We start from the raw sequence: 23,708 nt of genomic DNA, 5'->3' as shown, positions 1-23,708 counted from the left end.
GGCGCGGCGGTCGCCGTTGCGGCCGCAGCGGCGGGCGCCGGCTCGGCGGCGGCCTCATCGGGAGCGTCCGCGGGGGCGGCGTCGCTGGTGCCGTTGCCACCCGACGCCGGCGTCTCGTCGGCGGTGAACGGCAGGGTCTCGGCGACCACGTCGGGCTCGGGTGCGGTGGCCGGGGCAGCGCCGTCGGTGGGCGCGCTCGCCGTGGATCCCCCGGTGGTGTCGAGGATCGCGCCGATGATGTCGGACTTCTTCGTACGGGTGGTGGCTTTGAGACCGAGCGCCTTAGCGATCGCCAGCAGCTGGTCCTTATCCTTCGATTCGAGGACTGATTGTTCGAGTGCCTCAGCGGCCACGGGGTACCTCTTTGCTCTACCGACGGCCAGGGCCGGCGTGGTGTTCCCAGCGACAGTCGCTGGGCGTGTGTTGCCAGCTTGTGCACTGCTGGCGGTTCTTCCCGGTTGAGACTCCGGACGGGGGGCGAGGGGCAGGGAACTCGGGTTCGTACGCAGGGAGCGACGCCACCGGCACACCGTCGAGGAGAAGTCATCTCGTGCAGCACAAGCGCTCAATCGACGGACGCGAACGCCCGACGAATCAACGGTCGTGGAACGAGCTCGTACCTGAGTCCAGGTACGGACTCCACGATAACCACGGCGCCGACCGCTCGCAAACCCACGACGATTGGGCTATTGCCACCGATCGGTGGAATAAATCGGTGGCGGCCGGCCGCCAGCGGACCTAGATTTCCGTTCGCTTTCAGCGCGGTGGATCGAACAGGAGCAATCATGCAACACCTTCTCTCTCGTGGCGCGTCCTCGCGCCGCTACATCGGCGTGGCGATGGCGGTCGCCTCGGTCACCCTTCCGGCCGGCCTGGCGGCCGCCGGCACCGAGCCGGCGCCACCGAGCAGCGATGCCATGGCCTACTGCACGGCGCATCTCGCGCTGGAGACGGCGATGTCGTCCGGCGACCCGGCGATGATCGAGCCTGCCGTCGCGGCCGTCACCGAGGCGGCTCCCGCGGACCTCGCCGACGCGGTCGCCGCGGCGATCGACAACGCGCCGATGGACGGCCCGCCCACGCCGGAGTTCAACGCCGCGTACGGCGAGATGATCGACTACGTGAAAGCCAACTGTGGGTTCGCCGCCGTCGAGGTACTCGCCACGGAGTACGCGTTCGGCGGCCTGCCCGAGGAGTTGGCGTCCGGCCCGACCGTCGTGTCGCTGACCAACAACGGCGAGGAGATGCACGAGATCATCCTCGTCCGCAAGAACGACGGAGTGACGGCGTCGGCCGAGGAGCTGCTCGCGATGCCCGAGGAGGAGGCGTTCACCCAAGTGCAGGTCCTCGCTGTGGCGTTCGCCGCTCCCGGCGAGACGGGACACACCGTCGCCGACCTCGCACCCGGTGACTACATCGCCGTCTGCTTCATCCCCGAAGGAACCACGCCCGAGGTGCTGGAGCAGATGCTGGCGGCCGAGTCGGGGCCGTCGGAACCCCCGTCCGACGCCAGCGCCCCTGCCGGGTCGGCTCCGATGGGTGACGAGCCGGCGCCGCACTTCGTCCACGGCATGGTGCAGGAGTTCACGGTCACCGGCGACACGATCGAGGTGCCGGGGACAGCGTCGATGGACGCCCCGGCCACGACGGGCTGAGCACCGAGCCGGTCAACGCTCGGGCGGGAACCGTGTCGCGACGTAGTCCTCGACGACCGAGAGGTCGGCGGGGACCACGTCGCTGCGCTCCGGCCGGTCGAACAGGTCGGCCAGGTGGTCCGGGAGCGCCGGCGTCACGCCGGTCGCCGCAGCGACGGCATCGGGGAACTTCGCCGGATGGGCCGTCGCCATCGTGACGACCGGAAGATCGCCGGCGAGGCGGCGGGCCGCGGCGGTTCCCGTCGCCGTGTGGGGGTCGATCAGCAGCCCGCACCCCTGGTACATCCGGCGCATCTCGGCGGCGACCTCGTCGTCGTCGAAACGTGCGGCGCGGAAGCGGCCGTCGATCCACCGCTCATGGAGGTCGGCCGGCACGTCGAGGCGACCCACCTCGCGGAAGCGGATCAGCTGTTCGGCGGTCCGAGCGCCCTGACGGCCGTTCATCTCGAACAGCAGCCGCTCGAAGTTCGACGACACGAGGATGTCCATCGACGGGCTGCTGGTGGGCACGACCGGGCGCATCGACATGTCGCGGTCGTTGACGAACCGGGTGAGGATGTCGTTGGTGTTCGAGGCGACGATGAAGTCGGCGATCGGCGCCCCCATCGCCTGGGCCACCCAACCGGCGAAGATGTTGCCGAAGTTCCCGGTGGGGACGCACGCCGTGATCGGCTGCCGCAGGGCGCGGGCGGCGGTGACGTAATAGACGGTCTGGGCCATCACCCTGGCCCAGTTGATGGAGTTGACGGCAGACAGGCGCATGCGCTCCCGGAACGGGGAGTCGTTGAACATCGCCTTGACCAGGTCCTGGCAGTCGTCGAAGGTCCCCTCCACGGCCACGGCGCGCACGTTCGGCGAGTCGACGGTGGTCATCTGACGTCGCTGCACCTCGCTCGGGCCCCCGCGCGGGTAGAGGATGACGATGTCGACGCGATCGCAGTGCCGCACCGCCTCGATCGCCGCCGACCCGGTGTCGCCGCTCGTCGCGCCGACGATGGTCACCCGCTCGTCGCGGGCGGCGAGGACGTGGTCGAAGAGACGGCCGACCAGTTGCAGCGCGACGTCCTTGAACGCCAGCGTCGGGCCGTGGAACAGCTCGGCGATCCACTGGCGGTGGCCGACCTGCACCAGCGGCACGACCGCGTCGTGGCGGAACGTGCCGTAGGCGTCGGCGCACATCGCGGCGATCTCGTCGGCGGCGATGTCGTCGCCGATGAACGGCTGGATCACCGCCGCGGCGACCTCGGCGTACGTGCTGCAGGAGTCGAGCTCGTCGGCGGACGGCAGCTCCGGCCAGCGGCACGGGACGTACAGGCCGCCATCGGTGGCGAGACCGGCGAGGAGCACGTCCGAGAAGGCGAGCTCGGGTGCCGTGCCGCGAGTGGACACGTAGCGCATGGTCGACGCGCTCAGCCCACGACCCGGAGTAGCCCTGAGACGCTGCGGACCGACGGGAGATCGCGGAGGCCCTGCACCGTGGTCTGGATGGCCGACTCCTTGGCCGCGTGGGTGATGAACACCAGCCGGGCTTCGGGGCCCAGCCCTTCCTGTTCAGCCGCGCGGATGCTCACCCCGTTGGCCGCCAGGACGCCGGTGACGGCATGGAGCACGCCCGGCTCGTCGACCACCTCGAGCCCGAGCAGGTACTCCGACGTGGTCTCGTCGATGGGCCGGATCTGCGCGCGGCCGAACGAGCCGAGCGTTCCGTGGGTGCCCTTGGCGAGGTTGACGGCGGCGTCGATCACGTCACCCAGCACGGCGCTGGCCGTCGGGTTGCCGCCAGCCCCGCGGCCGTAGAACATCAACGACCCCACGGCGTCGCCCTCCACGAAGACCGCGTTGTAGCTGTCGCGGACGCTGGCGAGCGGATGGTGGTCGGGCACCATCGCCGGATGGACGCGCACGGCCACCGAACCGTTCGCCGCGTCGAGGTCGATGATGGCCAGCAGCTTGACGACGTAGCCGAGCCGGCGGGCCACCTCGATGTCGGCCACCGACACGTGGGAGATCCCCTCGTGGTACACGTGGCCGGCCACCACCTTCGATCCGGAGGCGATCGAGGCCATGATCGCCGCCTTGGCCCCGGCGTCGAAGCCCTCGACGTCGGCCGTCGGGTCACGCTCGGCGTAACCGAGCTGTTGCGCCTCGGTGAGCGCCGACTGGTACGTGGCGCCGTGATCGGTCATCTTCGTCAGGATGTAGTTGGTGGTGCCGTTGACGATGCCCATCACCCTGCGGATCGGCTCGCCGCGGAGGCTCTCACGCAACGCTCGCACGATGGGGATGCCCCCGGCGACGGCCGCCTCGAAGAGGAGGTCGACGCCGGCGCGGTCGGCTGTCTCGAACAGTTCGACGCCGACGTTGGCCAACAGCTCCTTGTTGCCGGTCACGACGGGTTTGCCCGCCGTCAGGGCGTCGCTGATCAATTCGCGTGCCGGCTCGATGCCCCCGATGACCTCGACGACGAGGTCGATGTCGGGATCGGCGACGATGTCGCCGGCGTCGTTCGTGAACAGCGACGGGTCGATGTCCAGCCCGCGGTCGCGGGAGAGGTTGCGCACGGCGATGCGCGTCACTTCGAGGTGGACACCCGTGCGCGTCTCGATCTCCTTGGCCTGCTCGCCGACCAGGCGGACGAACGCCGCGCCCACGTTGCCGCAGCCGAGCACTCCGATCCGGACGCGAGTGGGCTGGTCGTGGGGAGCGGCCGCAGCGGTCATAGCGAGACCGAGGTTAATGGCCGGGCGGATTTCTCACCGTGCCCGTTCGCGAACGGTGCCGGGCCGGGGGCTACGCGCGGTGCGAGGAGATCCAGTCGACGGCGACGTCGACGGCGTCGCGCACCGGCATCAGGCGCGCCTGGGCGCGTCCGACCCAGCCGACGGTCTCCACCCGGGCCTCGGCGATCGCCTCGCCGATGGCGTCGAAGTCCGACGGATCGTGGTCGAGTTCGCGCCACTGGACCCAGCGTCGCTCGCCGTCGACGGTGACGGAGGCGCCCTGGTCGATCCAACGCTTCCCCGGCCAGTGGGCCCGTTGCTCGGCGAGGTGCAGCGCCGAGGAGTTGGCGTGCGACACGCCGAGCAGGAGGATGCGGGCGCCGAGCTCGTAGAGCCGGCCGACGGGCGATCGTTCGCCGAACCCCGACGGCCAGGCGTGGTCGGACAGGATCGTCTCGGCCTGCGGACCGACCGCACCGAACGAGACACGCGGGTGCCAGCTCCGCATGAACCCCGGCCAGCGACGCACGCATTCGACGATGGCGCCCATCCCCTGCGTGGGCGTGAGCCGCGGATGGAACGCCGGCGTGTTGGCGCGGATCGTCGCCAACCACTCCTCGGGCAGATCGCCCGACCAGTGGCTCGGCTCGGACCACGCACCAGAGTGGGTCGGCACGACCAGCGTGCCACGGGGACCGATCACGTCGAAGAGCGCGGCGACGACCGCCTGGGCGCCGCCAACGACGAAGCCGAGCGAGCGCAGCGAGGAGTGCACGAGCACGACGTCACCCCGACCCAGCCCGAGATCCCGCAGGTCGCCGGCGATGTCGGCCTGGGTGACGGGAACGGCCGGGCGGGCTGCCGGCACGGCGGCGAGGCGGGGCGGGGCGCCCGCAGTTGCGTCAGTTCGAAGGCTGGCGGCAGTGCTTGACATCCGACCGAGAACCTACTGAAACGCCCGCCCGACGTGGCGGACCCCTCGGGAGGGTCGACGACGGGCGCGACGAGGCTCAGCGGGCGACGTCATGCAGCCGGCGCACCGCTTCGATCACGTCGTCGAACTGGCGCCGGTTGAGGATCGCGCCCTCGCGCCGGACCTCGCCGGGGTCGACGTCGAGCAGCCGGTCGACCTTGGCGTAGCTGGGACGGTGTCGACCGTCCCAGTCGCCGGTGCCGACCTCGACGTAGTCGTCGCGGGCTTTGCCCTTGGAGGTGAGGGCGACGCCCGAGAGGTCGTCGCCCCGCCGGCCGATGATGACGACGGGGCGGTCCTTGCCCAACGTCGGGTCGTCCTCGAACGGCACCCAGGTCCACACGACCTCGCCGGGGTCGGGGTCGCCGTCCAGTTGTGGGGAGTACGCGATGCGAATGCCGGACTCCACCGGCCGGGCCGTCGGGCGCTCGCGGCGCTCGACCCGTCCGGTGTTCCGCTCGCGGTTGCTGACGGTGGCGGTGGCGCGCCGGACCGCCCGACTGAGCTTGGCGATGAGACCTGCCATAGCGACCAGGGTAGGCAGACGGCGCCGCCGACGCCGCGGTTCGGGCGACCGCGGCCCGTCAGCCCAGATCGGTGGCCAGCAGGTCGTCGATCGTCTCGCGACGGACCACGGCGCGGGCCTCGCCGCCGGCGGCGAAGACCACCGGCGGGCGCGGCACCTTGTTGTAGTTCGACCCCATCGAGTGCCCGTACGCGCCGGTCACGGGAACGGCCAGGAGGTCGCCGACGGCGACGTCGGCCGGGAGCCTGGCGTCGAAGAGCAGGATGTCACCCGACTCGCAGTGCTTGCCGACGACGCGAGCGGCGTAGGGCCGCTCGGCCTCGGGTGCTCGCGGCAGGAAGGCCTCGTAGCCGCTGCCGTAGAGCACCGGCCGCGGATTGTCGCTCATCCCGCCGTCGACGGCCACGTAGGTGCGCACGCCGGGGATCGGCTTGATCGTGCCGACCTCGTAGATCGTGACGGCCGCCGAGGCCACGATGGCTCGTCCCGGTTCGACCGACACGTTCGAGGTCACCCCGGCGGCCCGGCAGCCGGCGGCCACCGCCGCCGCCCAGTCGGCGATCGTGGGGGCCTGCTCACCGGTGACGTAGGCGACGCCGAGCCCTCCGCCGACGACGAGCTCGGGCAGCTCGTAGGGGGCGGCGAACCCGGCGATCAGCTCGGCGGCCTTGGCGTAGCTGTCGGCGGCGAAGACGTTGGAGCCGATGTGGCAGTGGAGCCCGACGAGGTTCACCGATGTCGACGACGCGGCCCGCTTGGCGGCGAGCTCGGCGTCGCCGTTGCCCAGGTTGAAGCCGAACTTCGAGTCGTCCTGACCGGTGGCGATGTACTCGTGCGTGTGGGCGTGGACGCCGGGCGTGATGCGCAGCAACACGTCGGGCGCGGGGAGCCCCTCGGCGTGCAGGGCATCGAGTCGGTCGAGCTCGTCGAAGCTGTCCACCACGATGTGCCGCACCCGCTCGCTGATCGCCAGCCGCAGCTCGGCGACGCTCTTGTTGTTGCCGTGCATCGTGCACGCCGAGGCCGGCACGCCGGCCGAACGAACCACGTGGAGCTCGCCCCCACTGGCGACGTCGAGCAGCAGGCCCTCCTCGTACACGAGCCGGGCGACGGCCCGGCACAGGAAGGCCTTGGTGGCGTACACGACCCGGCCGGGACCGAACGCCTCGATGGCCTCCCGACAGCGGGTGCGGATGTGGTCGGTGTCGTAGACGAACGCGGGGGTACCGAACTCGGCGGCGATGTCGAGCAGCGAACACCCACCGATCTCGAGCGAGCCGTCGCTCGACACGGTCGCCGAATCGGGCAGGAGACCGAACGGGATGGCACCGGCGTTGTTCATGCGAAATCCGAATCTACGGCGGCCGCGCGAAACTCGCTTGGTTCGTTCTCGCCGATCGGTCATGCTGGTCTCCGTCCGCACCGCAGACTCGTCCTCACCACGTGAGCAACGAGCAACTGCCCCGACCGAAAGGAGGCCCCACGATGATCAAGACGACGTTCGCCGAGTCGACGCTCGCCATCGCCGGCGCCCCCGGAGGCGGCCACGTGTGCGGCGCTCTCGCGCTTGCTTGACGCACTGACTCTGCGCTGACCACGGCCGGACATCTCGCGCTGCGAGTCCGGCTGCGCCTGCACGCCCTCCCGACGGGACGCGGCGCGCTCGGTCGCCGGCACGCGAACCCGTTCCATCCACGGCAGCCCCGCCGACCTTCGGCGCGGTACGCCCCTCTCTCTCGACCACCCACGCATCAGGAGCATCCCATGTACCAGTCCACCCATCCAGACGTCGTCATCATGCTGGCGAAGCAGCACCACGAGGCGCTGCGTCGCGCTGCGGGCGAAGCCCGCGTCCGGCGGTCCGTACCGCCGCCGCGCATCCAGCAACGACATCGATGGCGGCGCAAGTAAGCGCCGCTCGAGGATCCCGCTACCTAGCCGCGGCTCTCTCGAGCCGCGACGGGACCAGAGAGGGCACCGTCGGCCACGGCCGACGGTGCCCTCGCCGCGTCCGGGCTACATCTGTTCGGGAGCCTCGATACCGAGCAGACCGAGGCCGTGGGCGAGCACCCGTGCGGTCAGGTCGCTCAGCGCCAGCCGGCTCAGCCGGATCTCGTCGGACTCGGCGCGCAGTACCGGGCAGTGCTCGTAGAACGCGGTGAAGTCCGACGAGAGCTCGTACAGGTAGGTGCAGAGCCGGTGTGGGCTGTACCGCTCGACCGTCTCGAGTACGGCGGCCTCGTAGCCGAGGAGACGGACGGCGAGGGCCCGCTCGGCCGGCTCCCGCACCTGCGGCGCGAGCGAACGAACCGTGGCCCGGTCGACCTCGGCGCGGCGGAACAACGAGCAGATCCGCGTGTGGGCGTACTGCAGGTAGGGCGCCGTGTTGCCGTCGAACGAGAGCATCCGGTCCCAGTCGAAGACGTAGTCCTTGATGCGGTCGGTCGACAGGTCGAAGTACTTCAGCGCCCCGATGCCGACGGCGTGCCCGATGGACTCGCGCGCGTCGCCGACCAGCTCGGGATTCTTCTCGGCGACGGCGGCGACACCGCGGGTGATCGCCTCGTCGACGACGTCGATGAAGCGAACGGGATCGCCGCTGCGGCTCTTCAGCATCTTGCGGTCGGGCCCGAGCACGTTGCCGAACGGGACGTGGACCGCCTCGGCCGGCGGGGTGAGCCAGCCCGCCATCTCACTCACAGCGAACACCATCGCCAGGTGCTGGGACTGGGGAGCGCCGACCACGTACACGAGCGTGTCGGCGCCGAGGCGCCCGGTGCGATCGGCGACGCACGCCAGGTCGCTCGTGGCGTAGGTGAAGGCGCCGGCGCTGCTGCGCACGATGAGGGGCAACGGGTCGCCGTCGCGGTTGGTGAATCCCGGCGGGAACACCACCTGGGCGCCGTCGGACTCCTGCAGCAGGCCGGCGTCGTGGAGTTGCTGGACGACCTTGGGCATGAGGTCCTCGTAGAAGCTCTCCCCCACCACGTCGTCGTTGGTGAGCAGGATGCCCAACTTGCCGTAGAGCTCCGTCCAGTAGTCCTCGCTGGCCTCGACGAGCCGGGTCCACAGGGCGATCGTCTCCGGATCGCGCTGTTGCAGCAGGACGACCCGGGCCCGGCCCCGCTCGGCGAACTCGGGGTCCTCGGCGAACCGGGTGTTGGCCGCCTTGTAGGCGTCGTCGAGGGCATGGAGGGGCAGGTGCTCGAGGTCGATCGTGCCGGCCGCAGCCTCGTCGAGCAGGTACTGGATGAGCAGGCCGAACGGCCGGCCCCAGTCGCCGATGTGGTTCTCACGGATCACGTCGTGGCCGAGGAACGTGAGCATGCGGACGACGGCGTCGCCGATCACTGTCGTGCGGAGGTGACCGATGTGCATCTCCTTGGCCACGTTGGGGGCCGAGTAGTCGACGACGATCCGGCGCGAGGCCTGGCGGGCGATGCCGAGGCGCTCGTCGGCGGCGACCGACGCCACCGTGGCGCCGAGGAAGTCGTCGTCAATCGTGAGGTTGATGAACCCCGGTCCGGCGATCTCGGCCGTGGCGACGCCGTCGAGCTCGGCGGCGGCGACGACGGCCTCGGCGACCTCGCGCGGGTTGCGGCCGAGCTGCTTGGCCAGCGGCAGCGCCCCGTTGGCCTGGGCGTCAGCGCGATCCGAGGGTCGCACCACCGGGTCGTTGCCGGCGGTACCGGCGACGGTGTCGAAGGCGGCGGCGAGACGTTCGGACAGCAGGGTGATCAGGTCGGCCATGGTGCGCTCAATTCTGGCCGGACCGCCGCCCGTTCACGCAGTGCGTTGCCCGCGCTCGCCGGTAACCTGCTTCCGCTACACCCAGCCCTCGTAGCTCAGGGGATAGAGCATCGGCCTCCGGAGCCGTGTGCGCAGGTTCGAATCCTGCCGAGGGCACCACACGTGATGTCGCGAGACATCGCCAACGGTCCGAGTCATCACGACTCGGACCGTCGTCGTTTCCGGGGTCTCGACGTCGGCGCGGCTCGTGGGGATGTTTCGAGGGCTGGATCGTGTCGGTTTTCGTCACGATCCCGCCCCCGATCACCGAATGGCACGATCGAGCCCCAGACTCTCGACGTGGTCCAGCGTCCACCCGGCCACTGACGTCGATCACCTCACCGTCGGAGCAGCAGCCGTCACCGGCGAGGCGGACCGACCTCCGGCGAGGCGCGACGGCCCCAGCCGAAGTGCCGACCCAGCGCGCTCCCCGAGGCCCACCCCGTACGCACAACTACGTTTCAGATCGACACCGGCAATGTCGACACCACGGTGCTGCTCCGACGGCCGGTCGGCCCCGTTGCGCGAGCTGCTCCCCGACCCGTGGCAGCTCTACTGGGACGGCTGAGCCGGACGCGCGGACGGAGCGGCGGCCGCCGCGAGATCCGCGCTTCGAGGACCTTCGATGCTCAGCCGCGGCACGGTCACGTGGACGAGCGGACCGATCCCGAGGGCGAACACGGCCGTGCCCACGCCGATCGCTCCGCCGAGCAGCACGCCGATCAGCAGCACGCTCAGCTCGAGACCAGTCCGCGCCGCACGGATGGAGATGCCACGGCGGCCGAGGCCGGTCATCAGGCCGTCGCGCGGGCCGGGCCCGAGGCCGGCGCCGATGTAGAGGCCGGACCCGATGGCGATCACGACCACGCCGCCGACCATCAGCCCGACGCGGACGAGGAGCGGCAGGTCGTCGGGGATCGCCGGACGCGCGACGTCGACGGTGGCTCCGATCAGCACGGCGTTGAGGATCGTGCCGAGGCCCACCCGTTCCCGCAACGGGATCCACAAGCCGAGGAGAGCGACGCCGACGAGGATGATGACGGTGCCGACCGGCATGCCGGTGAGATCGCTGACGCCGGTGTGGAAGACGTCCCAGGGTGCCGCACCGAGATCGGCGTCGATCAGCATCGCCACCCCGAGTCCGAAGATCGCGAGGCCGACGACGCAGCGCACGAGGCGATGGACGGCACGGTCCTCCGGCCAGAAGCGGTTCACGGGCGGGCAACCTACCCGTCACCCGCGCACGCTCGGATAGCCGCTCACCCACTCTGATGTCGGTACCCCCGCCCCGCCATCTGGCCCGGGTCGTCGGGAGCGGTCGCGCTGTGCTGGACTCACCCGGCATGGCCGAACGCATCGAGGTCTCCCGTGAGATCGCCGCGTCGCCCGAGGCGGTCTACGCGGCGATCTCGGACGTGACACGAATGGGCGAATGGTCGCAGGAGTGCTACGCCTGCGACTGGCACGACGGCGTCACCGGCCCGGCGGTCGGTGCGACGTTCGACGGCCACAACCGCAACGGTGAGCACCGGTGGACCACCCAGGGCAAGGTCGTCGAGGCGGATCCCGGCCGGGCATTCACGTTCGAGTGCTCGATGTTCGATGTCCACTACTCCACGTGGGGGTACCGCATCGAGCCGACGGCGACGGGATCACGAGTCACCGAGTGGAACGAGGACCTGCGACCCGAGTCGGCGCTCGAGCTCAGCAAGCAGATCTCCGGCATCGACGACCGCACCGAGCGGAACCGCCAGACGATCAGCGGCACGCTCGAACGCCTCGCTGCGGCACTCGAGTAGCCACGTCGCGCCAGGCGCGGCCGGGTCAGTCGGCGCGATCCGCGCCGGACATCGCGTTGACCCCCTCGTAGGTGCCGTACTCGGGGGCGGTGACGGTCTCGAAGGTGAGGATCGTCAGCCCACCGGGCGTCGTGCTGGCCTCGGTGACGCGCATGCCGACCGCGGGTCCCGATGCGGCGAACAGGCGGCGCCCCTCGCCGAGGACGGTCGGGGTGACGACGAGACGGATCTCGTCGATCAACCCGGCGGCCAGCAGGCTCTGCGAGAGCGTCGCCGAGCCGTGCAGCTGGAGCTCGCCGCCGGGGCGGGACTTGAGCTCGGCGACCTCGGCGACGATGTCGCCGCGCAGGATGGTGGTCGGCTGCCACGACGCCTCGACGAGCGCGGTCGACGCGACGTACTTCGGGAGCCCGTTCATCCGCTCGGTGAACGGATCGTCGGGGTCGGTGATCTGCGGCCACGCCTCGGCGAAGGCCTCGTAGGTCCGCCTACCGAACAAGAGGGCGTCGGCCCGCGACAGCCAATCGGCGGCCCGGGCGGTGAACGTCTCGTCCATGTGCGGGACCATCCACCCACCGCGGGTGAACCCACCCGTACGGTCCTCGTCCGGCGACCCGGGTCCCTGATAGACGCCGTCGAGCGTGACGAACTGCGTCAACGTGAGCTTCATCGCGCGCCCCCTTCCACGAGACGCGCCAGTTGATCGGTGACCGTGCCCCAGCCGTCGAGGAACCCGAGCTCGGCGTGACGATCTCGCGCCGCGCGGTCACCGTGGCGGACGAGCACGCGATAGTCGGTGCCGTCCGCATGCCGATGGAGGGCGATCTCGGCGGTCATCGACACCGGATCGGGCGCTGCCGGGCGCCATGAGCTGTCGACGGCGTTGGTGAACACGAGCCGCTTGCCGGCGTCGACGACGAGGAAGCAGGCATCGAGGTGGGGGACGAACGCCGTGCCGTCCTCGCTCATCGACGTGACGAACGCCCCGCCCGCCACCGGTTCGAGGCGCTCCACGCGACAGCGTGTCGGCGCCGGGAGCCACCAGGCGGCGAGCCGAGCGGGTTCCGTCCACGCCTGCCAGATCGCGTCCGGGCTGGCCCGGATGACGCGATCGAGCGTGAGATCGAGATCGGGATTCATACGTGCTCCTGTCGGGGGTCGTTGGCGTCGGTGGACGTGACGAACTGCTCGAGGCGGTCGGTCCGGCCCTCCCAGATGGCCCGTTGTTCGGCGAGCCATCCGTCGACGACGGCGAGCCGTTCGCGGTCGAGCGCGCATCGACGTACCCGGCCCTCCTTGGTCGTGTGGATCAGGCCGACCGCTTCGAGGTACCGGATGTGCTTCATGAACGACGGCAGGGTCATCGGGGAGGACCGGGCGAGATCGCCGACGCTGGCCGGACCCCGTCCGAGTTGGCCGATCACGCTGCGCCGTGTCGGGTCGGCGAGGGCGCCGAACACGTCGTCGAGTCGGGCGGCCTCGAGCGCCCCTGAATACTTTGCCACTCGGCTAAGTATAGGATCGTCCCTTACTTAGCGCAAGGGCTAACCATTTCCCACGCCAGACTGTGGGCGTGGCCGAAGGAGACTCGATCCGGCGATTGGCCGGCCGGATCAACGAGCGCCTCGCCGGGCAGGTCGTGACCCGCTGCGTCACTCGTCATCCACGACTCGTGGGTGTGGATCTCACCGGTGCGACGCTCATCGGCGCTGACGCCGTCGGCAAGCATCTCCTGATCCGCTTCGACGACGGGCGGACGCTGCGTGCCCACCTCCGGATGGACGGGGCGATGGTGGTCGGCCGTCGAGCCGACGCCTCCCCGTTCCGGCGCCGGCTCGAGTTGTCGTTCGCCAACGGCATGCTCACCGCCGTCGACGTGCCGGTGCTGGAACTGCTGTCCACCTCCGACGAGTCACGTGTCGTCGGCCACCTCGGGCCCGACGTGTGCGCCGCCGATCCACCCGACCTCGACCTCGTCGCGCTCCGTCTGACCCACGACGGCGCCGTGCCCGTGGCGGCGGCCCTGCTCGACCAGCGCAACGTGGCCGGGTTCGGCAACGTCTTCGCCGTCGAGGTGCCGTTCATCGCCGGCGTGTCGCCGAATCAACCCGTTGGCACCATCACCGGTCTCGTCGACCTGGTCGACGTCGGTGTGGCGATCATCCGCTACACGATGCAGCGAGGGCCCCGGAACACGACAGGCCGCCGGATGTCGACACCCGACCACTGGGTCTACGGCAAGCGCGGCCGGCCGTGCCCGCTGTGCGGGACACGTCTCGACGGGTGGTCCGAGGCCGACAGCCCGTGGCGCCGGGTGAGTGTGTGGTGCCCGCACTGCCAGCCGATGACCGACGAACGCACCGTCGACCGCGCCCGCATCGACCGCCTCCTCGCCCTCCACCCCGCCCGCCGCAACCTCCGCCGCCGCCCCTGACGGGATGTGCCGGGCACATCCCGTCAGGTCGCGCTTGGACCGCGCCGCGGCGGGTACGTAGGCCGGCATGAGTTCGCTGCCCCCGGGGCTGTCCGATGGCTCGCGGGGCAGCGCACCGGCGATGACCCGCCTCGTCACCCACGTCGTGGTCGCCGTCCCGGCCCGCAACGAGGAGGACCTGATCGAACGGTGCCTGGAATCGGTCGACCGGGCGGCCCGGCGCATCCACCAGCCGGTGACGGTCGTCGTGGCCGCCGACTCCTGCCGCGACGCCACCGCCGCTCGCGCCCGCCGGGCCCCCCTAGCCGCCTCACTCCAGGTCGTCGAAGGGACGTGGCGCAGTGCTGGTGGAGCCCGCAGGGCAGGCGTGGCGACGGCGCTCGGCATCATGGACACCATCGAACCCGGCGGCGTGTGGCTCGCCCACACCGACGCCGACTGCGTCGTGCCGGCCGACTGGCTGGAGCGGCAGCTCCGCCACGCCCACCGAGGCCACGACGCCGTGGCCGGGATCGTGACCCTGGACCCGGCATCGACGGATCCCGGCGTGTTCGCCGCATTCGGTGGGGTGTATGCCGCCGACGGCGCGGCCCACCGTCACGTCCACGGAGCCAACCTGGGCGTCCGGGCGGATGCGTATCTCGCAGGGGGTGGGTGGAGCCGGCGCACCGTGATCGGCGAGGACCACCGCCTCTGGCGGCGCCTGGGGGAGGTCGGAGCGATGCGGGTCCAGCCCACCGACGTCACCGTCACTACGAGCAGCCGAGCGCACGGTCGCGTGCGCGGCGGGTTCTCCGCCAACCTCCGGCGCCTCGCCGGACCGGCTCGCGCCGACATGGATATCGCCCGCGACGGGTACGCATCCGTCGTCTGCGATTGAAGGAGAACACATGCCAGCAGCACCGGCCAAGTCGGCCTCGAAGAGGTCCCCTGCGAAGAAGGCAGCGGCGAAGGAGAGCAACGTCGTGGCGTTCACGACGCCCGGCCTCGACGTCGAGGCCAGCAAGTCGGTCGTCGACATCCTCGCCGATCGGCTGGTCTCGTTGACCGACCTCACGCTGACTCTGAAGCACATCCACTGGAACGTGACCGGGCCAGGCTTCATCGCCGTGCACCAGATGCTGGACCCGCAGTACGAGGGCGTGGCGCTGATGGTCGACGCGACGGCGGAGCGCATCGCCACGCTCGGTGGCGAGCCCAACGGCTTGCCCGGCCATCTCGTCGCCACCCGGTCATGGGACGACTACTCGCTCGGCCGGGACACCGTCCAGGCCCATCTCGGGGCGCTCGATCTCGTCTACACGGGCGTCATCGATTCCCACCGCGACGCCATCGAAGCGCTCGAGGAGCTCGACCCGGTCACCCAGGATCTGGTCATCAGCCAGACGGCCACCCTCGAGCAGTACCACTGGTTCGTGCGAGCCCACCTCGAGAACTCGAGCGGCTCGCTGGTCACCAGTGACGCCACCTCCGAGACGGGCGCCGCTCGCGCGGCGCGCGGACGGCGTCGCTGATCGGTCGAACGGCAATCCCGCCGTATCGGAAAGCAGAGGTTGAAATGTCCAGCACGTTGCTCTGGATCCTCGCCGCCATCTTGGTGGTGGTCGGGATCGTCCAGCTCTTCCAGGGCCAGATCATTCTCGGCGTCGTCCTGATCGTCGCCGGATGTCTCGTCGGCCCCGGGGGCTACAGCATCTTCCGGCGCAGCGCCGAACACTGACCGGAGCGCGTGCCGGGCTCCAACGACACGCGCTCATCACACGACCTGTCCCACACAAGAAAGGCACACGACATGAGCAACATGGATCAGGCCAAAGGCCGCATCAAGCAGGCGGCCGGTGATCTCACCGACGACGACGATCTCAAGCGCGAAGGTGAGATCGACGAGAAGGGCGGCAAGGTGAAAGACGCCCTCGACTCGGCCAAGGAGAAGCTCGACGATGCCGTCGACGCGGTGAAGGACAAGTTCAAGGACCGATAGTCCCGCCCACGACGCGAACGAGGCCCGGCAGGCGACTGCCGGGCCTCGTCGCGTACGGGGTCAGCCGGTGGGCGGAACGAGCCGGGGCCAGTGGCGGAGCGACCGGCACACCGCGCCGAACTGCTTGGCGCCGCCGCGGCGCTGCACGTCTACGTAGCCGTCGTCGGGAACGACGCCGGCGGCGTCGAACAGCGGTGCTGCGCCCGGCGTGTATCCGACGAACTTGCCGTGCACGTGGGCGTGGGTGACGAACTCCTTCGCCGGCGGCTGCGTGGCGAGCAGCTCGGCCCCCGGCTCGGTGGCGAGGACCACGACGGCGTCGTAGAGCACCGACGGTCCACCGCCCAGTTTCTGGTCGGCGGGGAGCAGCTGACCGTCATCCAGGGTGGCGCCGGTGATCGTGGCGGCGATCACCTCGACGACGGCACCTTCGGCCTTGGCGGCTCGCTGCACGGCAGCGACGGCTGCGGCCGATGCGCCATCGGCGACGAGCAGGCCGATCTTGCGACCGGCGAAGCTGTCGGGAGCGTTGGCGAGGATGCTGAGGGCCGGCGAGGCCGCCAGGTCGTCACGCGGCTCGACGGCCGGCGCCGACGGAGCAGGAAGCTGCGGGAGCCCGAGCCCATCGGCGACGCCGCGGGCCAGGTCCTCGTCCACGTTGCGCAGGTTGGCCACCATGCGCTCACGGATGGCCGGGGTCTCCACCTTCGACAACTCGAACGTGAACGCCTCGATGATGTGCTGTTGCTCCAGCGGCTGCTGGCTCCGGTAGAACTGCCGCGCCTGGCTGTAGTGGTCGGCGAACGACGACGGGCGGAGGCGGCGTTTCGCCCCGCCCTCCTCGGCGGCATAGCTCGTGAAGCCGCGCACCGGGTCCTCGCGCGGACCCCGGTCGGCCCCTTCCCACGAGTTGGGCTCGTAGTTCACCCGGCCCACCGGGTTGCGCATCGCCATGTGGCCGTCCTGCTGGAACGACGCGAACGGGCACTTCGGCGCGTTGATGGGGATGTGGGTGAAGTTGGGGCTGCCGAGCCGCTTCAGCTGCGTGTCGAGGTAGGAGAAGTTCCGCCCCTGGAGGAGCGGGTCGTTCGTGAAGTCGATGCCCGGCACGATGTTCTGGGTGCAGAACGCGACCTGCTCGGTCTCGGCGAAGAAGTTGTCGACGACCCGGTCGAGGACGAGCCGGCCCACGCGCTCGACCGGCACGATCTCCTCGGGGATGATCTTGGTCGGATCGAGGATGTCGAAGTCGAAGCGGTCGGCGAAGTCGTCGTCGAACACCTGGATGCCGAGCTCCCACGACGGGAAGTCGCCCTGGCCGATCGCATCCCACAGGTCGCGACGGTGGAAGTCGGGGTCGGCCCCGTTGATCTTCACCGCCTCGTCCCACAACACCGACTGCATCCCGGCCTCGGGCTTCCAGTGGAACTTGACGAATCGCGACTTGCCCTTGGCGTTGACGAAGCGGAACGTGTGGACGCCGAAGCCCTCCATGAACCGGAACGAGCGGGGGATCGCCCGGTCCGACATCACCCACATCAGCATGTGCGTGGACTCGGGCATCAGCGACACGAAGTCCCAGAAGTTGTCGTGGGCCGACTGCGCCTGCGGGAACGCGCGATCTGGCTCCGGCTTGACGGCATGGACCATGTCGGGGAACTTGATCGGGTCCTGGATGAAGAACACCGGGATGTTGTTGCCGACGAGGTCCCAGTTGCCCTCCTGCGTGTAGAGCTTCACGGCGAAGCCGCGCACATCCCTGGCGAGGTCGAACGAACCCTTGCTACCGGCGACGGTGGAGAAGCGAACGAACGCTGGAGTCCGCTCGCCGCCACGGGCGAAGACGTCGGCCCGCGTCAGTTCGGTCAGCGGCCGGTACGTCTCGAAGTAGCCGTGGGCGCCGTAGCCACGGGCGTGCACCACCCGCTCGGGGATGCGCTCGTGGTCGAAGTGGAAGATCTTCTCGCGGAAGTGGAAGTCCTCCAGCAGCGCCGGACCCCGCTCCCCCAGCCGGAGGGTGTTCTGGTCGTCGGCGACCGGTGTGCCTTGCTGTGTGGTGAGCACGGTGTCGGTGGCGAGCTGGTGGGTCTCCCCGCCGTTGCCGATCTTGGTGTCCGGTGGGGTCTTCTGACGTGACTTCGCAGCACGCTTGGAGACGGCTCGAGGCTTGGTCGCCATGTTTCCTCCTAGGTCGGCCGATCGGCCGGTGGTTGTGAGAGTGATGGTGAGGACGGTGTGGATCCGCCGACAGGGCGCGGCGACGAGAAGACGTCGAGCACGAACTCGGCGTCCTGATAGGTCGCCATCGGTTCGCCGAGGGCCGCGCGGAGTGCGCCGTGGACGTCGTCGCCGAGCCGCGCATGCTCCTCGACCGGCGGGCGATAGTGGACGGCGATCAGGTGGCCGTCCGGCTCGAGGCTCTCGCCGGCTCGCCGCAGGCTGAGGGCGAGACCGTCGTCGTCGAGGTAGTAGAGCACCTCGGACAGCACGATGAGGTCGAACGTGTCGGCCGGCCAGTCGTGGGGGATGCGGCCGCGTCGGACGTCGACGCCCGGCATGGCCGCGCATCGGCGCCGGGTGACCGAGACGCCGCGCGGTGACCGCTCCATCGCCAGCAGATGGTCGGTCCGTGACGCCAGCGCCGCGGTGAGGAAGCCGGCGCCGCAGCCCGGTTCGAAGGCCCGCCGGTAGCGCGGCCGCGGGAGAGCCGCCACCGTGAGGCCGTACTTCCGCTTCTCGTACCAGCGCGACCCGTGGTCCCACGGGTCGTCGGCCCGTCCCCACATCTCGGCGAAGTAGGCATCGGACGTCGGTTGCGGGCCACTCGACGGCGCCCGGCTCACCAGAGCAACACCTCCTCACCGTCGAGCATCGCCGTCAGCTCGCTCGGGTGGACCACCGGCCCGTCGTGCGGGCCGGCGCCGACGGGTCGGAGTTGGCTGACGAACGCCGCCGCTGCGGCCGCCTTGGCCTCCTGGGCGTCGGCGCTCAGGCGGAGTCTCGAGACGCGCCCGTCGTAGGGACGGGAGCGGCGCACCTTGCCCCACACGGGAACGCACCACAACGGGAGGCGGCGTCGGCGGGCCGCCCGTGCGGCACTGCGGCTCACCGCCTCGTGATCGGGATGGCCGTCGCCGAGCCACGGTGCGATGACCACATCGGCTCCGGCGATGGCGGCGGTCAGGGCGTCGGTGAGCTCGGCCGTCGACTCGGCGAGCTCTCCGTCGGGCAGACCGAGCCGGAGGACCGACGGCGCGAGCCCGAGCAGCTCCAAGGCGCGAGCGCGTTCCTCGGCACGCCAGACTCGCAGCTGCTCCGGCGACACCGCCGCGGACCGGCGGTGCGACCCCTCACCATCGGTGCACGCGACGAGGGAGATGTCACAGGCCCGGTCGCTCAGCCAACGCATCGTCATCCCGCACCCCAGCACCTCGTCGTCGGGATGGGGAGCGATCACCACGACGCGCTCGGGCAACAGCGGAAGCGGGCGGGTCCACGTGCCGATCAACACAGGCGGAGCTCTCCCGACTCGATCACGCGCCGACCGCCGTCGATCAGCTCGTCGTCGCGGTACTGCGTGAGGTACATGGTCAGGTCTGCCATGCGCTGCCCGACCGCGGCGTCGCCGGCGAGCGCGCTCGTCCCCAGCACAGCGGCAGCGGAAGCCAAGACGAGGCGAGCGGTTGCGGCGACCGACGACCGCGCCGTCGCGGCCCACGAGACGGCGCCGTCGCGATCGGCGGGCGAGCGGTCGATGCGATCCGCGGTGGTGTGCAGCAACGCTGCGCTCTGTTCCAGCGCCAGGACGATCGAGCCGAGGATGCGGACGCGATCGTCGGAGCCGTCGGTGGCTGCCGCGGCCAGCGCCGGAACGAGCCCGGCGACGCCGCCCCACCAGCAGGCGGCGACACCGCTGCCGCCATGACCGAACCCAGGTCGGTCGACGTAGTCACCGGGCTTGCCCACCTCGTCGTGGTCAGGCACGCCCATCTCGTCGAAGCACAGCGTCTCGCTCCGCGTGGCGGCCATCCCGAGGGGCGTCCATGAACGGGCGACCACCCGGGGTGCGTGCGCGTCGATGCGGAACAAGCGGGGCCCGTCCTCCGACACCGCCGTGACGAGGGCCGTGTCGAGCAGCACCGAGCCGGAACAGAACGGCTTCTCTCCCGACAGCGTCCAGCCACGACGGGTTCGCTCGGCGACGAGTTCGCCGGGTCGGGCGGCCCAGACTCCGGCCAGGCCGCCGTCGAGCGGATCGGCGCCGAGCTCGGCGAGGATCGCCACAGCGTCGTAGTGGCCCTCGACGATCCGCACGACCGAGACGTCCTCGACCCCGACGCCGGCCAGCCGCTGCCACCGCTCGAACGTCGCCCCGCGGCCGGGTAACGGGAGCTCTCCGAGGTCGGCGATGACGGCTCGAGCGCGCTCGATGACATCCGGTGTCGTCGAGCTGTCGGTCACGTGAACTCCCATCGTCGGCCGGTGGCACCGGCGCGGTCGCGCGCGATGCGTTCAGCTACCCCGATTGGCCGCCGCTGATTCACGCGCTCCCGGGTGGGGCGGTGGTCGACCGCGTCAGCCGTCGGTGATGGCGGCCGCTGTCGCGAGCAGCGTCGCCACGAACCACGCGCAGGCGGGATCGGCCTCGGCGGCGCCCCAGAACAGGTGGTGGGGTTGACCGTGGACCTCGGGTGGAAGGGCGACGGACCGCACCGACTGCTCGAGGTGCTCGGTGGAGGGGACGAACCCGATCAACTCCGTCGCTGCCACGACACGGGTGACGAGTGCGGACGTCGTCAGCACGACCCCGATCCGCCGTTCGAGACCGCGGGCGGCGAGGAGCGAGCCGACGAGCTCGGTGACCGGAGCGTCGGCGACGACGGCGTGTGGCCAGCGGGCGAGCTCGGCGAGGTCCGGCGTGGCGCCGGCCAACGGGTGAGTGCTGTTGACGACCGCCTGCCACGTCACGTCGAGGAGCGGCGCCGAGCGCAGCGCCCCGACGAGGCGCCCGGGGACGCTCAGCGCAGCGTCGACCGAACCGGCGGCCAGCTCGTCGGCGGTGGTGTCGGTGAGGCGTCGCAGCTCGAGCCCGGCGTGGGGCGCGTGGACGGCGACCTGACCGAGCAGCGCGATGCCGAACGGCCCGACGAGCGTGTCGGGCAGGGCGAACACGAAGCGCCGGCGTGAACTGGCCGCCTCGAACTCGGCCGGCGCGAAGTTGGCGCGGATCCGGCCCATGATGTCGTGCACCTCGACGGCCAGGCGCCGCCCGGTCGACGTGGGGTGCATCGCGTTCCCGCGGCGAACGACGAGCGGGTCGCCGACGGCGACGCGCAGTCGGGCGAGGGCGTGGCTCACCGTCGACTGCGTGACGTGGAGCGACCGGGCGGCCCGCGTGACGCTGCCCTCGCGCATCACGGCGTCGAAGACCCGCAGCAGGTTGAGATCGAACGAGGCGTCCACCCGCGCAGGGTACGCCGCCGCTCTCCTCAGGTCATGAATCACGGCCATCACCGACCGGACGACTCTTCACTTCCCCGCTCGCCCGGGGACGGGGACAATCCGGTCGTGATCGAACATCTTCTCGAACCTGACTTCGCCGGAACGGTTGGCCGCACCCTCTCGGAGTCGACGCCGTGGTGGCCTCTGCCGACGACGGGAGCCGGCCGGCCCAACGTCATCGTGGTGGTCCTCGACGACGTCGGGTTCGCCCAGCTCGGCTGTTACGGCTCCGACATCGAGACCCCGGTGATCAACGGCCTCGCCGCAGACGGCGTGCGGCTCAACAACTTCCACGTGACGCCGCTGTGCTCGCCGACGCGGGCCTGTCTGCTCACCGGCCGCAACCACCACACGGCGGGGATGAGCATGATCACCGGCTTCCCCTCCGGATTCCCGAACGGGCGCGAGCAGGTGACGAAGCGCGCCGCGATGCTCCCCGCGCACCTGCGCCGCGCCGATTACGGCTGCTACGCGGTCGGCAAGTGGCACCTCGGACCCATGCACGAGATCAATCCGGCCGGGCCGTTCGACCATTGGCCTCTCGCCCATGGGTTCGACCGCTTCTACGGGTTTCTCGCCGGGGAGACCGACCAGTACCGACCCAACCTGGTGCGCGACAACCACGTCGTGCACCCGTCCGACGACGAGGACTACCACCTCAGCGAGGAACTCACGGACGAGGCGATCACGATGATCACCACCCATCGCTCGGCGAGCCCGCACCGTCCGTTCTTCCTCTACCTCGCGTACGGCGCGTGCCACGGTCCGCATCAAGTTCCTCCGCCGTACCGGGACACGCACGCCGGCCGCTTCGACGATGGGTGGGACGAGACGCGGCTGCGCTGGTACCGGCGGCAACTCGCCGACGGCATCATCCCCGCCGGCACGCAGCTGCCGCCGGCGAATCCCGGCCTGCCGTCGTGGGACGACGTGCCGGCCGAGCACCGCCCGCTGTTCGCGCGCTACCAGGAGCTGTTCGCCGGATTCCTCCAGCACACCGACGCCCAGATCGGCCGGCTGATCGACGCCCTGCGCCGGACGAACTGCCTCGACGACACGGTGGTCGTCGTCGTGTCGGACAACGGCGCGGCCGGCGAAGGTGGGCTGGCCGGCTCGTGGAACGAACTCATCCCCCTCAACGGCATGGCGGCCACGCCGGACGAGTCGTTCGCCCGGCTCGACGCGTTGGGTGGCCCGGCCTCGTACCCGATCTACCCGACGGCCTGGGCGCAGGCCGGCAACACGCCGGGCAAGTGGTACAAGCACCACACGTTCGGCGGAGGGGTGCGGGCGCCGCTCATCGTCCGCTGGCCGGGGCGGGTCGCCACGCCGGGCCGGGTCGACGGCTCGTTCTGCCACGCCATCGATCTCGTCCCCACGCTGCTCGAGCTGTGCGACGTCGAGCCCACCCGCGCGGTCGACGGCATCGATCAGATCCCGATGCACGGAGTGTCGATGGTGCCCGCCCTGATTGGCTGCGATACCGGCGGCCGACGGCGCACGCAGTACTTCGAGATGGGCGGACACCGCGGCATCTATCACGACGGATGGAAGGCGACGACGATGCACCTGCCCGGCGCCGCGTTCGAGGACGAGGAGTGGGAGCTGTATCACCTCGCCGAGGACTTCTCCGAGCACCGCAACCTGGCCGTCGAGGAGCCGGCCCGGCTCCGTCAGCTCGTCGACCTGTGGTGGCACGAAGCGGGTCGCTACGGCGTGACGCCACTCGACGATCGCTTCCTCGACCGGGCGCTCAGTCGCGACGGCCAGCCCAACGAGCATGTCCGGGAGGTCGTGCTGTGGCGCGGCACCGATCGCATCAGCGAGGCGGCGATGATCCCCCTCACCGGGTCGGACCATTCGGTACGGGTCACGCTGAACGGGCGGCGTGCCGACGACGACGGCGTGCTGGTGTCGTTCGGCGGGCGCTTCGCGGGCTACGTGCTGTACGTCGCCGACGGCGAGCTCCGATACGAGCACAACGGCTTCGGCGAGGTCGACGTGGTGTCCACACCGCTCCCCTGCGGGCCCGACGCGCGTGTCGTCGGCTTCGATCGTGAAACGACGACGGACGGCCCGGTCGTCCATCTCGTGATCGACGAGAACCGGGTGGCGTCGACACCGATCCGGCGAGTCGTCCCGTTCTACTCGGGAGGCAACGGGATCGAGGTCGGCGAGAACCGACTGTCGCCCGTGTCGTCGGCGTACGCGCCGCCCGCCCGTTACCGCGGCGACTTCGACGCGGTCACGATCACGCTCGCCGAGGGGACGGTCGTCGACGGCGCCGGCTCGGCCGCGACCGCCGTTCGTGCCGACTGAGCAACCCACG

General features: G+C 70.6%; 25 protein-coding genes and 1 tRNA gene. 10 read left to right on the top strand and 16 right to left on the bottom strand.

All coding sequences use genetic code 11. The features are described from left to right. On the bottom strand, window positions 1-353 hold a 353-nt coding region (locus DN771_RS19580; RefSeq protein ID WP_193615388.1), incomplete at its 3' end, for a Rho termination factor N-terminal domain-containing protein. Between the two features lie 432 nt (window positions 354-785). Between DN771_RS19580 and DN771_RS19575 the strand changes: the two genes are divergently transcribed. Further along, window positions 786-1,655, top strand: coding sequence for a hypothetical protein (locus DN771_RS19575; protein ID WP_116999241.1), 870 nt, complete (start codon window positions 786-788; stop codon window positions 1,653-1,655). Window positions 1,656-1,667: 12 nt separating this feature from the next. On the opposite strand, the gene thrC is transcribed toward DN771_RS19575, so the two are convergent. The 5 genes from thrC to lysA all read right to left on the bottom strand — a co-directional run bounded on the left by thrC (window position 1,668) and on the right by lysA (window position 7,216). Then, complete coding sequence (gene thrC, locus DN771_RS19570; protein WP_116999240.1) at window positions 1,668-3,053, bottom strand: threonine synthase; 1,386 nt, start codon at window positions 3,051-3,053, stop codon at window positions 1,668-1,670. 11 nt (window positions 3,054-3,064) lie between these two features. Then, on the bottom strand, window positions 3,065-4,375 hold the full coding sequence (locus DN771_RS19565; protein ID WP_116999239.1) for a homoserine dehydrogenase: 1,311 nt from the start codon (window positions 4,373-4,375) through the stop codon (window positions 3,065-3,067). Window positions 4,376-4,445: 70 nt separating this feature from the next. Next, window positions 4,446-5,309, bottom strand: a complete 864-nt coding sequence (locus DN771_RS19560) for an AAC(3) family N-acetyltransferase (RefSeq protein WP_116999238.1) — start codon at window positions 5,307-5,309, stop codon at window positions 4,446-4,448. 76 nt (window positions 5,310-5,385) lie between these two features. Further along, the gene (locus DN771_RS19555; protein ID WP_116999237.1) at window positions 5,386-5,874 is read right to left on the bottom strand and encodes a type II toxin-antitoxin system PemK/MazF family toxin; all 489 of its coding nucleotides are present in this window, start codon (window positions 5,872-5,874) and stop codon (window positions 5,386-5,388) included. A 58-nt stretch (window positions 5,875-5,932) separates the two neighbouring features. Then, window positions 5,933-7,216, bottom strand: a complete 1,284-nt coding sequence (gene lysA / locus DN771_RS19550; RefSeq protein ID WP_116999236.1) for a diaminopimelate decarboxylase — start codon at window positions 7,214-7,216, stop codon at window positions 5,933-5,935. 422 nt (window positions 7,217-7,638) lie between these two features. Between lysA and DN771_RS29680 the strand changes: the two genes are divergently transcribed. Next, window positions 7,639-7,785: a hypothetical protein gene (locus tag DN771_RS29680; RefSeq protein ID WP_162942159.1), complete on the top strand. Its 147-nt coding sequence runs from the start codon at window positions 7,639-7,641 to the stop codon at window positions 7,783-7,785. Between the two features lie 105 nt (window positions 7,786-7,890). Here the strand turns inward: DN771_RS29680 and argS are convergent, their stop codons facing one another. Continuing rightward, complete coding sequence (argS, locus tag DN771_RS19545; RefSeq protein WP_116999235.1) at window positions 7,891-9,624, bottom strand: arginine--tRNA ligase; 1,734 nt, start codon at window positions 9,622-9,624, stop codon at window positions 7,891-7,893. 84 nt (window positions 9,625-9,708) lie between these two features. Here argS and DN771_RS19540 point away from each other — a divergent pair. Further along, a tRNA-Arg gene (locus tag DN771_RS19540) sits at window positions 9,709-9,783 on the top strand. Between the two features lie 432 nt (window positions 9,784-10,215). Here DN771_RS19540 and DN771_RS19535 read toward each other — a convergent pair. Further along, complete coding sequence (locus tag DN771_RS19535; protein WP_476700304.1) at window positions 10,216-10,791, bottom strand: YczE/YyaS/YitT family protein; 576 nt, start codon at window positions 10,789-10,791, stop codon at window positions 10,216-10,218. Between the two features lie 215 nt (window positions 10,792-11,006). Here DN771_RS19535 and DN771_RS19530 point away from each other — a divergent pair, with 215 nt between their 5' ends. Then, window positions 11,007-11,462, top strand: coding sequence for an SRPBCC family protein (locus tag DN771_RS19530; RefSeq protein WP_116999234.1), 456 nt, complete (start codon window positions 11,007-11,009; stop codon window positions 11,460-11,462). Window positions 11,463-11,487: 25 nt separating this feature from the next. Here DN771_RS19530 and DN771_RS19525 read toward each other — a convergent pair whose 3' ends face one another. From DN771_RS19525 to DN771_RS19515, 3 genes are read right to left on the bottom strand one after another with little or no spacing between them, the layout of a single operon-like run. Beyond that, window positions 11,488-12,132 carry a dihydrofolate reductase family protein gene (locus DN771_RS19525; RefSeq protein ID WP_116999233.1) on the bottom strand — a complete coding sequence of 215 codons (645 nt, stop codon included), beginning with the start codon at window positions 12,130-12,132 and terminating at the stop codon, window positions 11,488-11,490. Next, entirely contained in the window at window positions 12,129-12,602 is a 474-nt protein-coding gene (locus DN771_RS19520; protein ID WP_116999232.1) for an SRPBCC domain-containing protein, read from the bottom strand. The genes DN771_RS19525 and DN771_RS19520 overlap by 4 nt, the downstream gene beginning before the upstream one ends. Further along, window positions 12,599-12,967: an ArsR/SmtB family transcription factor gene (locus tag DN771_RS19515; RefSeq protein ID WP_116999231.1), complete on the bottom strand. Its 369-nt coding sequence runs from the start codon at window positions 12,965-12,967 to the stop codon at window positions 12,599-12,601. Before DN771_RS19515 ends, DN771_RS19520 begins: the two co-directional genes overlap by 4 nt. Before the next feature lie 68 nt (window positions 12,968-13,035). Here DN771_RS19515 and DN771_RS19510 point away from each other — a divergent pair, with 68 nt between their 5' ends. The 5 genes from DN771_RS19510 (at window position 13,036) to DN771_RS19495 (ending at window position 15,877) form a co-directional block, all read left to right on the top strand. Then, on the top strand, window positions 13,036-13,896 hold the full coding sequence (locus tag DN771_RS19510) for a DNA-formamidopyrimidine glycosylase family protein (protein ID WP_162942158.1): 861 nt from the start codon (window positions 13,036-13,038) through the stop codon (window positions 13,894-13,896). A gap of 67 nt (window positions 13,897-13,963) precedes the next feature. Continuing rightward, entirely contained in the window at window positions 13,964-14,776 is an 813-nt protein-coding gene (locus DN771_RS19505) for a glycosyltransferase family 2 protein (protein WP_116999229.1), read from the top strand. Window positions 14,777-14,786: 10 nt separating this feature from the next. Next, on the top strand, window positions 14,787-15,410 hold the full coding sequence (locus DN771_RS19500; protein ID WP_116999228.1) for a Dps family protein: 624 nt from the start codon (window positions 14,787-14,789) through the stop codon (window positions 15,408-15,410). A 44-nt stretch (window positions 15,411-15,454) separates the two neighbouring features. Next, a complete protein-coding gene (locus DN771_RS29675) occupies window positions 15,455-15,616 on the top strand; it encodes a GPGG-motif small membrane protein (RefSeq protein WP_162942157.1) in 162 nt (53 codons plus the stop codon). Window positions 15,617-15,688: 72 nt separating this feature from the next. After that, window positions 15,689-15,877 (top strand): CsbD family protein, encoded by a 189-nt coding sequence (locus DN771_RS19495; protein ID WP_116999227.1) that lies wholly within the window; start codon window positions 15,689-15,691, stop codon window positions 15,875-15,877. Between the two features lie 60 nt (window positions 15,878-15,937). Here the strand turns inward: DN771_RS19495 and DN771_RS19490 are convergent, their stop codons facing one another. The 5 genes from DN771_RS19490 to DN771_RS19470 form a co-directional block, all read right to left on the bottom strand. After that, window positions 15,938-18,055, bottom strand: coding sequence for a catalase (locus DN771_RS19490; protein WP_116999226.1), 2,118 nt, complete (start codon window positions 18,053-18,055; stop codon window positions 15,938-15,940). 8 nt (window positions 18,056-18,063) lie between these two features. After that, complete coding sequence (locus tag DN771_RS19485; protein WP_205528667.1) at window positions 18,064-18,720, bottom strand: class I SAM-dependent DNA methyltransferase; 657 nt, start codon at window positions 18,718-18,720, stop codon at window positions 18,064-18,066. Next, on the bottom strand, window positions 18,717-19,388 hold the full coding sequence (locus DN771_RS19480) for a PIG-L deacetylase family protein (protein ID WP_116999225.1): 672 nt from the start codon (window positions 19,386-19,388) through the stop codon (window positions 18,717-18,719). The genes DN771_RS19485 and DN771_RS19480 overlap by 4 nt, the downstream gene beginning before the upstream one ends. After that, entirely contained in the window at window positions 19,382-20,338 is a 957-nt protein-coding gene (locus DN771_RS19475) for an acyl-CoA dehydrogenase family protein (RefSeq protein WP_116999224.1), read from the bottom strand. Before DN771_RS19475 ends, DN771_RS19480 begins: the two co-directional genes overlap by 7 nt. Before the next feature lie 114 nt (window positions 20,339-20,452). Continuing rightward, complete coding sequence (locus DN771_RS19470; RefSeq protein ID WP_162942156.1) at window positions 20,453-21,340, bottom strand: LysR family transcriptional regulator; 888 nt, start codon at window positions 21,338-21,340, stop codon at window positions 20,453-20,455. Window positions 21,341-21,445: 105 nt separating this feature from the next. Between DN771_RS19470 and DN771_RS19465 the strand changes: the two genes are divergently transcribed. Continuing rightward, window positions 21,446-23,698, top strand: a complete 2,253-nt coding sequence (locus tag DN771_RS19465) for an arylsulfatase (RefSeq protein ID WP_162942155.1) — start codon at window positions 21,446-21,448, stop codon at window positions 23,696-23,698. Window positions 23,699-23,708: the final 10 nt, after the last annotated feature.

The organism is Desertimonas flava (assembly GCF_003426815.1).
GTDB lineage: Bacteria > Actinomycetota > Acidimicrobiia > Acidimicrobiales > Ilumatobacteraceae > Desertimonas > Desertimonas flava.
Note: the sequence above shows the minus strand (reverse complement) of the source record. Positions and strands in the feature narration are given on the sequence as shown.